The organism is Magnetospirillum sp. LM-5, from assembly GCF_902729445.1.
GTDB lineage: Bacteria > Pseudomonadota > Alphaproteobacteria > Rhodospirillales > Magnetospirillaceae > Magnetospirillum.
Window position 1 is genome coordinate 26,762 of record NZ_CACVCE010000011.1, and the last position, 14,236, is coordinate 40,997.

At 67.2% G+C, this 14,236-nt stretch carries 8 protein-coding genes; 4 read left to right on the plus strand and 4 right to left on the minus strand.

Going from position 1 to position 14,236, the window contains the following annotated elements:
* Positions 1 to 25: 25 nt before the first annotated feature.
* From MTBLM5_RS06015 to MTBLM5_RS06025, 3 genes are read right to left on the minus strand one after another with little or no spacing between them, the layout of a single operon-like run.
* Positions 26 to 1,387 carry an HlyD family type I secretion periplasmic adaptor subunit gene (locus MTBLM5_RS06015; RefSeq protein ID WP_173974867.1) on the minus strand — a complete coding sequence of 454 codons (1,362 nt, stop codon included), beginning with the start codon at positions 1,385 to 1,387 and terminating at the stop codon, positions 26 to 28.
* Between the two features lies 1 nt (position 1,388).
* Positions 1,389 to 3,362: a peptidase domain-containing ABC transporter gene (locus tag MTBLM5_RS06020; RefSeq protein WP_305792049.1), complete on the minus strand. Its 1,974-nt coding sequence runs from the start codon at positions 3,360 to 3,362 to the stop codon at positions 1,389 to 1,391.
* A 31-nt stretch (positions 3,363 to 3,393) separates the two neighbouring features.
* Positions 3,394 to 4,857, minus strand: a complete 1,464-nt coding sequence (locus MTBLM5_RS06025; protein ID WP_254430926.1) for a TolC family protein — start codon at positions 4,855 to 4,857, stop codon at positions 3,394 to 3,396.
* Between the two features lie 175 nt (positions 4,858 to 5,032).
* Between MTBLM5_RS06025 and MTBLM5_RS06030 the strand changes: the two genes are divergently transcribed.
* The 4 genes from MTBLM5_RS06030 to MTBLM5_RS06045 all read left to right on the plus strand — a co-directional run bounded on the left by MTBLM5_RS06030 (position 5,033) and on the right by MTBLM5_RS06045 (position 12,133).
* Positions 5,033 to 7,879, plus strand: coding sequence for a cache domain-containing protein (locus MTBLM5_RS06030; protein ID WP_173974868.1), 2,847 nt, complete (start codon positions 5,033 to 5,035; stop codon positions 7,877 to 7,879).
* Positions 7,876 to 8,604, plus strand: a complete 729-nt coding sequence (locus MTBLM5_RS06035; RefSeq protein ID WP_173974869.1) for a response regulator transcription factor — start codon at positions 7,876 to 7,878, stop codon at positions 8,602 to 8,604. Before MTBLM5_RS06030 ends, MTBLM5_RS06035 begins: the two co-directional genes overlap by 4 nt.
* A 120-nt stretch (positions 8,605 to 8,724) precedes the next feature.
* Positions 8,725 to 10,347 (plus strand): acyl-CoA synthetase, encoded by a 1,623-nt coding sequence (locus MTBLM5_RS06040; RefSeq protein WP_173974870.1) that lies wholly within the window; start codon positions 8,725 to 8,727, stop codon positions 10,345 to 10,347.
* A 25-nt stretch (positions 10,348 to 10,372) separates the two neighbouring features.
* Positions 10,373 to 12,133 (plus strand): acyl-CoA dehydrogenase, encoded by a 1,761-nt coding sequence (locus MTBLM5_RS06045; RefSeq protein ID WP_173974871.1) that lies wholly within the window; start codon positions 10,373 to 10,375, stop codon positions 12,131 to 12,133.
* A 211-nt stretch (positions 12,134 to 12,344) separates the two neighbouring features.
* Here the strand turns inward: MTBLM5_RS06045 and MTBLM5_RS06050 are convergent, their stop codons facing one another.
* Positions 12,345 to 14,123 carry a tetratricopeptide repeat protein gene (locus MTBLM5_RS06050; RefSeq protein WP_173974872.1) on the minus strand — a complete coding sequence of 593 codons (1,779 nt, stop codon included), beginning with the start codon at positions 14,121 to 14,123 and terminating at the stop codon, positions 12,345 to 12,347.
* Between the last annotated feature and the right edge of the window lie 113 nt (positions 14,124 to 14,236).

Here is a 14,236-nt window from a genome sequence, read left to right on the forward strand (position 1 = left end):
CCTTCACCTTTCTGGGAATGGCTCGTCAGGGTAGTCTGAACGAATTCAGTGAAAAAATCATCTCATTGCGCAAAAGCGGGTCGAACACCATGCGAAGGATGGATTTGCGCCCTATGACGATCGACGCGGTGCCGGCCATGCCCGAGCGCACCGCATGCTCGACGCCCTTGGCATCGGTCAGCACCGCCTGATCGGACTGGATGGTCACCTTGTAATAGGTCTGGGTGGTGTTGCCCTTGGCATCCTCGATGGAATCGGCGCCCACCGCCATCACCTGGCCCTTCAACTGGCCATAGCGGAACGGATCATAGGCCGACAGCCGGATCGAGGTCTTGAGGCCGGGGCGCAGATGGGCGATGTCCTCGGGGGCGACGCGGGCCTCGACCACCAGGGCGTCGTCCAGCGGCACGATGTCCATCAAGGTGTCGCCCGGCTTGGCCACCTGGCCGACGCTGGTGATGGCGGCCATCTTGACCACGCCCCGGACCGGCGAGCGAACGTCGGACCGCGATTCGCGATCGGTGGCCACCTCCATGGTCGCCTTCAGCGAGGAAATCTCGGCCTCGACCTTGCTGATTTCCTCCAAGACGTCGGTGCGCCAGCCTTTCTCGAACTCCGACAGCTTGGCCTCGGCCTCGTGCAGCTGGGCCTGCAGGCGCGAGATGGTGTCGCGCGCGGTGGCGACCTCGGTGTCCAGCATCAATTGCTCGCGTTCGAGGCGGACGATTTCCTGGTTGCCGACCACGCCGGCGTCGAACGCCTTCTTCTTGATGCGCATTTCCTCGTTGCCCTTGGCTTGGGCACGCACCAGACCGGAATGGCGGGTCTCGGTCTCGGTGACCTCGCGACGGCGGCGTTCCATCTCGCGCTGGATCACCGTCACCTGCTGGGCGCGGTGCGACAGACGCTCGGTATGGATGCTGAGCTCGCGGCGCTTGGTGTCGGCATCGATGGTGATGCCGGCCGGCCACTCGATGTCCTTGGCGCCGGACAGGTCGGCCTTCAGGCGGGCGGCGCGGGCCTGGAAGGCCAGCCAGCGGGCGCGCTTGTCGGCCAGATCGCCGGCCCCTTGCGAATTGACCAGCCGGACCAGAACCTCGCCGACGGCGACGAAACTGCCCTCGCGCACCATCACTTCCTGGATGGTGCCGCCCTCGAAATGCTGGACATGGCGGATCTGGCCCGACGGCTCGACCCGGGCCGGCGCGGTGACCACCTCGTCGATTTCCAGCACCGCCCCGGCCGCCATCAACCCGACGAAGGCGGCCGTGGACCAGCGCAGCAGCGCATTGGCCGACGGCGGCGTCAGCTTGGGGGCGATGCCGTGGATCGGGCTGCGGAAGGAATCGATGATCGGGTTGTCGGCGGCCGGCTTCTTGTCGGTCATGTCACGCCCCCTTGGCGGCGGGCGCGGCCGGCGGCTCGCGCTGGGTCAGCTGGGTGATCTTGCCCTTCTCCATGGTGGCGGTGCGCAGCGCCAGGGCGCCGACCGCCGACCGGTGCGAGATCACCACCAGGGTCCGGGTGCCGATGGCGCGGTGGATGCCCGAGATGGCCTTGCGCTCGGTCGCCTCGTCCAGGGCGGCGGTGGGTTCGTCCAGGATGGTCACCGGGGCCGCTTGCAGCAGGGTGCGTGCCACGGCCACCAATTGGCGCTGGCCGCCCGACAGGTTGCGGCCGCCTTCCATCACCTCGAAATCCAGCCCCATGCCGACCGGCATGATGCCCCCCGCCCCCAGGGAATTCAGCATCGCGATCATGTCGTCGTCCGACACCAGCCCGTCATAGGACAGGTTCGAGCGCAAGGTGCCGCTGTAAAGCGGCGGGTTTTGCGGGCACACCGCGATATGGCGGCGCAGGTCGGCCGGATCGATCAGGGCGATATCGACACCGTCCAGCAGCACCCGGCCGGTCTCGGGCCGGATGATGCCGCTCAGAACCTTTTCCAGCGTGGTCTTGCCCGAGCCCGACGGCCCCACCACCGCCAGCCGGCGGCCGGCGCCGATGGCCAGATCGATGCCGTCCAGCACCGGGTGGGCGGCCTTGGGATAACGGGCGACCAGCCCCTCGACGGCGATGGCGCCCTGGGCCAGCGGCCGGTGGATCAGATGCACGCCCACCGGCCGTTCGGTCGGCCGGCCGGTGACGGTGCGCAAGGCCTCGAGCGAGGCCAGCGCCGACAGGGTCTGCGGCACCACGCTCATCAACTGCATGGTGGCCCCGGTGAAGCGGGTCGCCAGCATGGTGGCGGCCAGGATGATTCCGGCGCTCATCTGGCCCTCGACGGCGCGCCAGCCGCCCAGGCCGATGGCCGCCAGCATGGCCAGGTTCTGCGCCAGCATCGACAGGTTGCCGCGCCCCGCCGCCATGGTGCGGATGGCCCGGGCCGCCTGGGCGTAAAGGGCGGTGCCCTGGCGGAAGCGGCCCTGCAGATAGGTCTTGGCGCCGACCCGGCGCACCGTTTCGGGATCGAAGAAGCTTTCCTGCGCCGCCTGGGCACGGAAGCTGGCGGCGCGCGACAATTCGGCATGCAGCAGTTTCTGGCGATGCAGCGCCACCAATGTCGAGCCGGCCACCACCAGGTTCAGCCCCAGCACCGCCAGGGCGATCAGCGGATCGCACAGGAACAGTCCCAGCAGGAACAGGGCCATGAACGGCAGATCGGCCAGCAGCGACACCGCGGCGGCGCCGAAGCCGTCGCGGATCGCATCGAAATCCTGCAGCATGCGCATCAGATGGCCCGATGGCGCCGCCGCCCCGTCGAAGCGGGTTTCCAGGATGCGCCGGTGCATGTCCATGGCCAGGCGGACATTGCCCTCGTGCAGGGCGTCCTCGACGAACAGGCCGCGCAGGCGGCGGAACACCTGCTCGAAGATGGCGGCCGCCAGGAACATGATGGCCATGGCCGCCAGCGAATCCAGCAATCCATGCGGCAGCACGCGGTCATAGACCTGGGCCGAGAACAACGGCGCCGCCAGCGCCAGCACGTTGGCCAGCCCGCCGGCCAGACCGGCGCGCACGATCATCGGCCGCCACGAGGCCAGCAGCGCCGGCCAGGCGGTGGGGGTGTCGGCCACCGACTTGTCCAGCAACGGGCGGACGAACAGCATCGTGGCCGCGCCTGGCTGCAACGGCGGCGCCATCAGGTGGCGCGGCTCGGCCCCGCTCAGCAGCACGCAGGGAAACAAATCGTCCGACAGGGTGGAGGGGTCGATGCGGGCCTCGACATGGGCGGCGAAGCCGTGCCGGCCCAGCGCCACCGGCCAGGGCTGCGCCTCGCCCTCGGCCTCGGCCATGCGGTAGGAATCCTTCAAGGCGGTCGCCGCCACCGCCTGGCCCAAGGCGCGCAGGCAGGCCGACACCGCCTTGGCCTGGCCGTCGAGAATGTGCGGCTCAGTTGGTGAGGGCAGCGGTGGCAGGGGGCTTCTCCTCGCCCGGATGGCTGGGGTCCAGGCCCATGGCGGCGTCCAGGCGCGCCTTGGCCGCCTGCAGATCGGAATAAAGGATGAAGCGGCGCATCGCCGACAGCATCGACGAGGCCTCGGCCTTGATCTCTTCCATGGCGCTGCCGCTGCCGGCTTCCTTGGACTTGCCGGCCAGCGAGGTGATGCGGCGGTCGATGCCGGCCATCTGCTCGGTCAGGCGGTATTCCTTCAGGGCGTGGCGGTACTGGATGTCGGCGACGCGGACCTGGGTCACCACCGCCATGCCAAGGGCCAGACGCCGGGCCCGGGTGACCTCGACGTTGCTTTGGGCCTGGCGGATGCGCTTGGGCATCGACAGCACGTCGACCAGGTTCCATGCCACCTGCACGCCGGCATCGGCCCAGGCGTTGTATTTCAGATAGGAATTGCTGTCATGGTGGCCGCCGATGAACGGCCCGATGCCGGGCAGCGACTTCAAAAGCTCGGTGTAGATGTCCTGGACGTCGATCCGGAACTGCGCTTCCTCGCTGCGTAATTCCGGGCGGTTGTCCAAGGCCACCTGCTGCAGCGCCTCGACATCCGGGGCCGGCGGCGTGACCGCCAAGGTGGCACCTTCCGACAATTCGGCCAGGCGGAAGGCGCCGATCGACTGAATGCCCATCAACCCGGCCAGGTCGGCCCGCGCCGTCGCCGTCTGGCGCTGCATCTCGGCGATCTGACGCATGGTATCGACGATGGCCCGTTGGTGGGCCAGCATCTGCATGGGGTCGCCGACCTTGCTGCGCTCGGCTTCCTCGGCGTCGTTGACGGAACGGATCAGCCGCAATTCCAGCGCGTTGTACTTGGCCTCGGCGAATTCGTTGATGACCGCCTTCCAATAGGCGGCCTGGACGTCCTGGACCAACAGATGCAAGGCGCGGCGGCGCTTTTCCAGCGCCAGCTTGACGCGGTCCTCTTCCTGGTCGGACCTGAGCATGGCGATGCCGAAATCCATCAGGTTCCAGGTGGCGGTCAGGTCGCGGGTGCGGCTGATGACGTCTTCGCTGGTGGAATAATTGCCGGTGGTGCCGTCGGTCAGGTCCTTCGAGGTGGTGGCCTTGCGCGGGCCGCGCCGCGAAACGTTGGCCTTGGCCGCCATGGTCGGCAGCATGGCGAAGATCGACAGGTCGGCCTTGCCCTGGGCCAACACCTCTTCCAGCAGGCGGACGCGGGAATCCAGGTTGTGGGTGATGGACAACGCGATGGCATCATCGACGGTCAGCGGCCGCGACAACACCTCTTGCGGCAAGGTGTCGGCGTGCTTTTGCAGGTCCTGGCGAATTTCGCCCAACTGTTCGGGCTCGAGGGCGCAGGCCGACAGCGACGACGCCAGCGCCGCCGCCATCATGACCGAACCGAAAGCCCCCGATTTCTTCAAAGGACAATACTCCATTCCAACATCAACTCTTATTTCCGCACCCCTTAACGATGCGTTTAAAGCGCACAGAAAACATCAGACTCGGTCAGCATCCTCTTCATTTTTTGAGGTTTTTTGCGAGACACTTGAGCCGCCTGCGGCTTGCGGATAAGGATGGACACCGCACCCACGCCCGTCGTCGGGACCACGCATGATCCGCTCTCGCCTGTTTCACCGGCTGTTTTCCACCATGTTGATCGTCGTCGGCTCGTTCTCGGCGGCGGTCTATCTGTTGGTGGTGCCGCTGGTGCAGTCCAGGGCCTACACCATCGAGCTGAACGCCAGCGGCGCCATCCTGGACAACGTCTTCACCATGGCGACCAAGATCAAGGGCGGGCTGGAGGAGCAGCGCAGCCTGACCGAGGCCTCCTACAAACAGCAATTGCGCAGCATCGTCCAATTGGCGGCGGGCTATGTCGATTGGGTGTTCGGCCAGCGCGACTGCGGCGAGATTTCCGATTCCGAGGCCCGGCGCCTGGTGTTCGAGGGCCTGCGCTCGATGAAGTACGGCCGCGACGATTACATCTGGGTAACCGATTATTATTCGAACCTGCTGTCGCACCCCGACCCCGAGTTCCAGGGCAAGAACGCCGCCGATTTCCGCGACCAGTCGGGCAACACCATCATCCCGATGATCATCTCGACGGCCCGGGCCTGGGGCGAGGGCTTTCACACCTATCCGTGGCGTCGGGCCAAGGGCGGGTCCACCGAGCAGAAGATCTCGTATTTCCGCGACCTGCCCGAGCACCGGCTGGTGGTCGGCACCGGCGCCTATCTGGCCGACATCGACGCCGAGGTCGAGCGGCGCAAATCCGTGGCCATCGAGGATCTGCGCCAGGTCCTGCGCGCCATCCGCATCGGCGTGGCCGGTTACGTCTATATCTTCGACGCCCGCAACAACATGGTGATCCACCCCAACCCCAACATCGAGGGCAGCGAGTTCTCGGGCCTCACCAACCCGCAATCGGGCCGGTCCATCGCCGACGAATTGAAGGCCGCCGCCGATTCGGGCGAGCCGGTCTATTATCTGTGGGACAAGCCGTCCGACCCCGGCCATTACGTCTATCAGAAGATCAGCTGGGTGCGGCACTTCTCGGGCTTCGACTGGTACATCGCCTCGTCGGTCTATGTCGAGGACCTGCGCCGCTCGGCCGAGGAATTGTCCAACCGCATCATCTTGCTGACCATCCTGATCCTGCTGGTCGGCATCACCATGGCATGGATGGGGGCCAGGCGCCTGGTCCGGCCGCTGCGTCGGCTGGTCGATACCGCCGCCCAGGTCCAGGCCGGCGACCTGACCGCCAGGACCGGCATCACCAGCGATGACGAGATCGGCATCCTGGCCGCCGGTCTGGATACCATGATCGACCGGGTGCAGGACAATATCGCCACCCTGGACAGCCGGGTGCGTGACCGCACCATCGAACTGGAAGACAGCAACCGCCGCCTGCAGACCGCCATCGGCCAGCAGAACCGCGCCCAGGCCGCCCTGGCCGAGACCGAGGCGCGCCAGCGCCTGATCCTCGACGCCATCCCGGCGGCCATCGCCTATCTCGACGGCGACCAGACGATCCGCTTCGCCAACCAGCGCTGGGCCGACCTGATGCGGCGCGACAAGTCCGAAGTGATCGGCCGCCTGCTGGCCGATGTGGTCGGCCGCTCGGCCCACGGCGTGCTGGCGCCCTATCTGGACCAGACCCACCAGGGCGAGCCGGTCACCTTCGAATATGCCTTCCCGTTCGGCGACGACAGCCAGAACATGGTGACCAAGAACACCCTGATCCCGGAACTGGCCAACGGCGAGGCCAGCGGCGGCATGTTCGTCCTGTCGCTGGACGTCACCGCCGAGCGCGAGACCGAACGCCGGCTGATGGAAGCCCAGCGCCTGAACGCCGTCGGCCAGCTATCGGGCGGGCTGGCCCACGATTTCAACAACCTGCTGTCCATCATCATCGGCAACCTGGCGGCGGCGCGGGAACGTTACGGCGACGTCGCCGGGCTGGACGATTATCTGGAACCGGCCCAGCGCGCCGGCCGGCGCGGCGCCGACATCACCAGCCGCCTGCTGGCCTTTTCGCGCCGCCAGCCCCTGAAGCCGCAGCCGGTCGATGTCGCCCTGCTGATCCGCGACATGGCGGTGCTGCTGCGCCGGTCGCTGCCCAGCTCGATCCAGATGGACATCGCCGACGAAGGCCTGTCCTGCTGGGCCATCGCCGACCCCAACCAGTTGGAAAACGCCCTGGTCAATCTGGCCCTGAACGCCAAGGACGCCATGCCCGACGGCGGCAGCTTGCGAATGTCGGCGGCGATCCGGGTGCTCGACGCCCCCGAACAATTCGACGAAATGGCGCCGGCCGGCGACTATCTGCGCATCCAGGTCGAAGATAGCGGCCACGGCTTCGCGGCCGCCGCCGCCGCCCACGCCTTCGAGCCGTTCTTCACCACCAAGGAAGGCGGTTCGGGCCTGGGCCTGTCGATGGTCTATGGCTTCGTCAAGCAGTCGCACGGCTTCATCAGGATCGACAGCCGGCCGGGCTGTGGCGCCATCGTCACCATCTTGCTGCCCAGGGCCGAACCTGTTTCGCAGGATCAGGCCCCGGTCTCGGCAAAAGTCGATCAGGCCTGGCCCGGCCGCCTGGCTTTGGTGGCCGAGGACAATGCCGACGTCCGCCGGGTGATGCGCCGGCAACTGGTCGAACTGGGCTTCTCGGTGGTCGAGGCCGAATCCGGCGACGAGGCCTGGGACCTAGCCCAGCAGATCGATGGCTTGCATCTGGTGGTGTCGGACATCGTCATGCCCGGCCTGTCGGGCACCGAACTGGCCAAACGGCTGAAGACCGCCCGGCCCGAGATCGCAATCGTGCTGATCAGCGGATTCGCCATGGATGACAGCGTGGTCGGATCGGATATCATCGTGTTGGGCAAACCGTGGGACAAACGGGACCTGATCGACGCCATCGCCAAGGCCGGTCAGGTTTTAGGGGAAGCAACCGGGTGAGCAGCAGGAAACTTCTTTACGTCATCGACGACGAACCCGACATCCGCACCCTGGTCCGCTCGGTGCTGGAGGGCTATGGCTACGAGGTCCAGACCTTCGGCAATGGCAAGGACGCCCGCGCCGCCATCCGCCGCCAGCCGCCGGAATTATGCATCGTCGATCTGGGCCTGCCCGACATGGACGGCCTGACCTTGGTGCGCGAATTATGGGGCGACGCCCGCATGGGCGTGGTGATCCTGACCGGGCGCGGCGGGGTGTCCGACCGCGTGCTGGGCCTGGAACTGGGCGGCGACGATTACATCGTCAAGCCGTTCGAGCCGCGCGAGCTGGTGGCCCGCATCAATTCGCTGGTGCGCCGCCGCGAACAATTGGCGGCGGTGGCGGCCGGCAACAATCTGCAGCGCGCCCGCTTCGGCGAGTGGGTGTTCGACCCCGGCAACCTGACCCTGATCGCCGATGACGGCCATCAGGAAAGCCTGAGCGCCGCCGAGGCCGGCCTGCTGATGGCCCTGTTGAAGGCCCCCAAACGGGTGCTGTCGCGCGACCAGTTGCAGGGCGCCGAATCCGACCGCGACGATTGCGCCTTCGACCGCTCGATCGATGTCCGCATCTCGCGCATCAGGAAGAAGATCGAACGCGATGCCAAGGGGGCGCGTCTGATCAAGACCGTTTACGGCGCCGGCTACCTGTTCGCCGCCGACGTGGTGTGGCTGAGCGGGGAGTAATCCCCTGCCCGCAACAATTCGTCACAATCCTGAGACACTTAGGAAATGCCCGCCTGATACAGCTTTGCCCAACGCTGCTGAAAGCGGCGACAGGGAAACCTTGGCCAAGGGAGAAAGCGCATGGGCGGCGCCAGCGTGTACGAGCAGGATCTGGACAAGAACGACGCCAATTTCGTCGCCCTGACCCCATTGACCTTCCTGGAACGCGCCGCCGCCGTGTGGCCGGACCGCATCGCCCTGATCCATGGGGCTCGCCGCCAAAGCTGGGCCGAGACCTTTGTCCGCTGCCGCCGCCTGGCCGCCGGGCTGAAGGCGCGCGGCATCGGCAAGGGCGACACGATCGCCATGCTGGCCGCCAACACGCCCGAATTGTTCGAGGGCCATTTCGGCATCCCGCTGGCCGGTGCCGTGCTGAACGCCATCAACACCCGCCTGGATGCCGAAGCCATCGCTTTCATCCTGAAGCACGCCGAAGCCAAGATGCTGATCGTCGATCGCGAATTCTCGGGCGTCGCCAAGCGGGCGCTGGCGATGCTGGATATGCCCGTCCCGGTATTCGACATCGACGACCCCACCTATGCCGGCGGCGAGCTGATCGGCCAGGGCCTCTATGAGGACCTGCTGGCCGCCGACCAGCATCCCTGGACCATGCCGGCCGATGAATGGCAGGCCATCACCCTGAACTATACCTCGGGCACCACCGGCAACCCCAAGGGCGTGGTTTATCACCATCGCGGCGCCTATTTGAACGCGGTGTCCAACGCGCTGTCGTGGAACATGGGCGACGGCCCGGTCTATCTGTGGACCCTGCCGATGTTCCATTGCAACGGCTGGTGCTTCCCGTGGACCCTGGCGGTCACCGCCGGAACCAGCGTGTGCCTGCGCCATGTCCGGGTCGAGCCGATCCTGGAGGCCATCCGCGCCGAGCGGGTCAGCCATTTCTGCGGCGCGCCGATCGTCTTGAACATGATCAACAACGCCCCGCCCGCCTTGAAGGAAGGCATCACCCAGCCGGTCAAGGTGATGACCGCCGGCGCCGCGCCGCCGGCCGCCGTCATCGCCGGCATGGAGCGGATGGGCTGGGAAGTCACCCATGTCTACGGCCTGACCGAGGTCTATGGCCCGGTGACCCTGTGCGTGTGGCACGACAAGTGGGACGGCCTGACCCTGGACGAAAAGGCCACCTTGAAGGCCCGCCAGGGCGTGCGCGGCCCGATGCTGGAAGCGGTGATGGTGGCCGACCCCATGACCCTTGAGCCCTGCCCCAAGGACGGCCAGACCATGGGCGAGATCTTCATGCGCGGCAACAACGTCATGAAGGGCTATCTGAAGAACCCCAAGGCGACCCAGGAATGCTTCCAGGGCGGCTGGTTCCATACCGGCGACCTTGCGGTGTGGCACGCCGATGGCTATGTCGAGATCAAGGACCGGTCCAAGGACATCATCATCTCGGGCGGCGAGAACATCTCGTCCATCGAGGTGGAAGACGTGCTGTATCGCCACCCCGAGGTGATGGAAGCCGCCGTGGTGGCCCGGCCCGACGACAAATGGGGCGAGACGCCGTGTGCCTTCGTCGATCTGAAGCCCGGGGCTGCCGCCACCGAGGCCGACATCATCGCCTTTTGCCGCGACCACATGGCGCATTTCAAGATTCCGCGCACCGTGGTATTCGGGCCGCTCCCCAAGACCAGCACCGGCAAGATCCAGAAATTCATGCTGCGCCAGCAGGCCAAGGCATTGTGATCAGCCGGGCGGAGAGCACACGACCATGACCACCTATACCGCACCCCTGGCCGATATCCGTTTCGTCCTGACTTCGCTGGCCGGGCTGGCCGACATCACCGCCCTGCCCGGCTTCGAGGATGCCAGCCCCGACCTGACCGACAGCATCCTGGAAGAAGCGGCCAAGATCGCCGCCGGCACCATCGCCCCCCTGAACCGGGTGGGCGACCTTGAGGGCGCGCATCTGAAGGACGGCAAGGTCAGCCTGCCCGAGGGCTGGCAACAGGCCTGGGACGTGCTGGTCGAAGGCGGTTGGAACGGCCTGGCCTTCCCGGCCGAGTTCGGCGGCATGGGCCTGCCCAACCTGCTGAACGTCGCCGTGCAGGAAATGTGGCATTCGGCCAACATGGCCTTCGCCCTGTGCCCGATGCTGACGCAAGGCGCGGTCAACGCCATCGCCGGCTACGGCTCGGACGAGCAGAAGGCGACCTATCTGCCCAAGCTGGTCAGCGGCCAATGGACCGGCACCATGAACCTGACCGAGCCGGCCGCCGGCTCGGACCTGGCGGCCATCCGCACCCGCGCCGTGCCGGTGGGCGACGGCAGCTTCCGCCTGTTCGGCCAGAAGATCTTCATCACCTATGGCGACCACGAGATGGCGGAAAACATCGTCCATCTGGTGCTGGCCCGCCTGCCCGACGCGCCCCCGGGGGTCAAGGGCATCTCGCTGTTCATCGTGCCGAAATTCCTGGTGGGGGCCGACGGCTCGCTGGGGGCCAGGAACGACGTCGCCTGCGCCTCGCTGGAACACAAGCTGGGCATCCATGCCAGCCCGACGGCGGTGATGGCCTTCGGCGAAAACCAGGGCGCCATCGGCACCCTGGTCGGCCAGGCCAATCGCGGCCTGGAATACATGTTCGCGATGATGAACCACGCCCGCCAATCGGTCGGATTGCAGGGTCTGGCCATCGCCGAGCGGGCCTATCAGCAGGCCCTGACCTATGCGCGCGAGCGCATCCAGGGCCGCCCGGCAGGCTGGACCGGCGACGATCGCACCGGCATCGTCAACCATCCCGACGTGCGCCGCACCCTGATGGACATGAAGTGCCGCATCGAGGCGATGCGCGGCCTGATCTACAAGGCCGCCGCCGCGGTCGACCTGGCCCACCACCACCCCGATTCCACCCGCCGGGCCGAGGCCCAGCTGCTGGCCGACCTGCTGACGCCGCTGGTCAAGGGCTGGTCGACCGAGGTTGGCAATTTCGTCGCCTCGGCCGGCCTGCAGGTGCATGGCGGCATGGGCTTCATCGAGGAAACCGGCGCCGCCCAGCATTTCCGCGACGCCCGCATCACCACCATCTACGAAGGCACCACCGCCATCCAGGCCAACGATCTGGTGCTGCGCAAGACCTTGCGCGACGGCGGTGCCGCCATCGACGGAATGCTGGCCGACATCGCCGCCACCGCCAACCGGTTGGCGGCGCACGATAAGGCCCTGGCCGCCCGTCTGAGCGCCGCCACCGAGGCCGCCAAGATTTCGGTCCGCTGCCTGGTCGAACTGCCCCAGCGCGAGGCGGCCGCCGTGGCGGTGCCGTTCCTGGAATTGATGGGCACCCTGGTCGGCGGCCAGATGATGGCCGAGCAATTGATCGCCGCCCAGGCCGCGCCGTCCGACCGTTTCCTGGCCGCCAAATCCGTCACCGCCCGCTTCTACGGCGAGCACGTGCTGACGCGGATTGATGGCCTGGCCCAGCTGATCCAGGCCGGCGCCGGGGTGGTGATGGCGCTGGACGAGGATCTCCTTTAACCGGCGGGCTCCCGGTTTGGCGCCGTCCCTCCCCAGGCGGCGTCGGCGAAGATGTCTCCCTTCACGAGAGCCACACCTGAAAAAGGGCCGGACGTCCCAGACGCCCGGCCCTCTTTTTGTTCGGCCGGTTACGGAAATGGGTGTGAGGGCGCCATGTCGGTGTTTTTCCGCAACCGGCTAGAGCACCGTGTCTCAGATGTGAGGCACGGTGCTAAAGCGATGCGCCGATCGCCGCCACCACGCTGGCCCAGTCGCCGGGGGCGGGCTGGCGGAACAGGCGCATGGTCGGATACCACGGGCTGTCGGTGCGATCCAGCAGCCAGCGCCAGTCCGGCGCGAAGGGCAGCATCACCCGGACATCCTTACCCATCGCCCCGGCCAGATGGGCGACCGAGGTATCGACGGTAATCACCAGATCCAGCAGGCTGACCAATGCCGCCGTTTCGGCGAAGTCGGTCAGGTCCGGCCCCAGATCGATCAGGCGGGGATCGCCCGCCGCCTCGGCCCGGCCCTTTTGCAGCGAAAACCAGCGGATGCCCGGCCTCTCCAGCAAGGGCGCCAGCGCCGCCAGCGACAGCGAGCGGTTGCGGTCGTTGGTGTTGTCGGCACTGCCGGCCCACACCAGCCCGACCCGCCGGCCGCGCCGCGAGGCCAGCCGGTGGCGCCATGGCTCGATCCGGGCCGGGTCGGCGCTGACATAGGGACGCTCGGCCGGGATGGTCTCGAGGGTGGTCTGGAAGATGCCGGGAAGAGAGAGCAGCGGACAATGCAGATGATAGTCGCAGGGCGTTCCCCGCCCGATGACTTCGGCGAAGGGCAACAGGCCCTGCAGCAAGGTGACCAGTTCCGGCTGGACCTCAAGCACCACGTCGGCCCCCAGGGCGGCGACGCGCGGCACGAACCGGACGAACTGGATGGTGTCGCCCAGACCCTGCTCGGCGTGGATCAGAATCCGCTGCCCTTGCGCGGGCTGGCCCCGCCATTGCGGGCCCGAGCGCATCAGGCCGACGGTCTCCCAGGCCTTCAGGCCCCACCGCGCCTCGTATTCGGGCCATCCGGCCGCCAATTGGCCGCCGACCAGCAAGGTCAGGGCCAGATTGAACCGGGCCTCGGCGGAATCGGGTGCCAGGGCCAGGGCGCGGCGCAGGACCGCCTCGGCCTCGGAAACTCGGTTCAGGCCACGCAGCGCCACCCCCAGATTGTTGGCCGACAGGGCATGATGGGGCACCGTCGCCAATTGGGCCTGGAAGGCCCCGACTGCCTGGTCCAACCGGCCCGAGGCGTTGAACATGCAGCCCAGATTGTAGTACGCGTCCGACCGGGGATCATCGGCCGCCGCCTGGCGCAAGGCCGCCCCGGCCTCGGCCTCGCGGCCGGTGCGGGCCAGGGTCAGGCCCAGGTTGATCCTGGCCACCGCCATGGTGGGAACCATCGCCAAGGCCCGTCGGCAAGCCGCCTCGGCCTCGGCATGAAGCCCCAGTTCCAGGCAGGCGGCCCCCAGATTGTTCCAGGCCGACGCCAGACCCGGGGCCAGGGCGCAGGCCTGGCGGTGGGCGGCGGCCGCCTCGGCGAAGTGCCCCAGCCGCTGCAGCGCCTTGCCGCGCTTGTCATGGGCGTCGGCGATTTCCGGCTTGGCCGCCAAGGCCCTGTCGAAGGCGGCCAAGGATTCGGCGAAGCGGCCCCGGTCGAACAGCGCCTGGCCGTAATTGCACTGGGCCTCGGCGAAATCGGGCTTGGCCGCCACCGCCTGGGCCAGATAGGCCAGCCCACCATCCAGATCACTCAACTGGCAGGCGACGATTCCCAGGTGGTGCAAGATGAAGGCGTTATTCGGTTCGCGGCTGAGCGCCGCCGCATAAGCGGCCTTCGCCTGCTCCAGCCGGCCGGCCTGATGGTGGGCCATCGCTTCGGCGTGAAAGCGGTTACCGGCGGGAATCGGTGGCGCTTTGCCGCCCAGGCTGGCCTGCTCGCGTCGTTGCTGGCGATTCATCGCCTGTCTCGCTAAGGTCGTGTCGTCCGTTTGCTCTATGGTCAGGGTAACCGCCGCCGTGACAAAGTGAAACCCTTGGATGGAACGGCGAACCCGTCCGCCCCCTTCGTGGA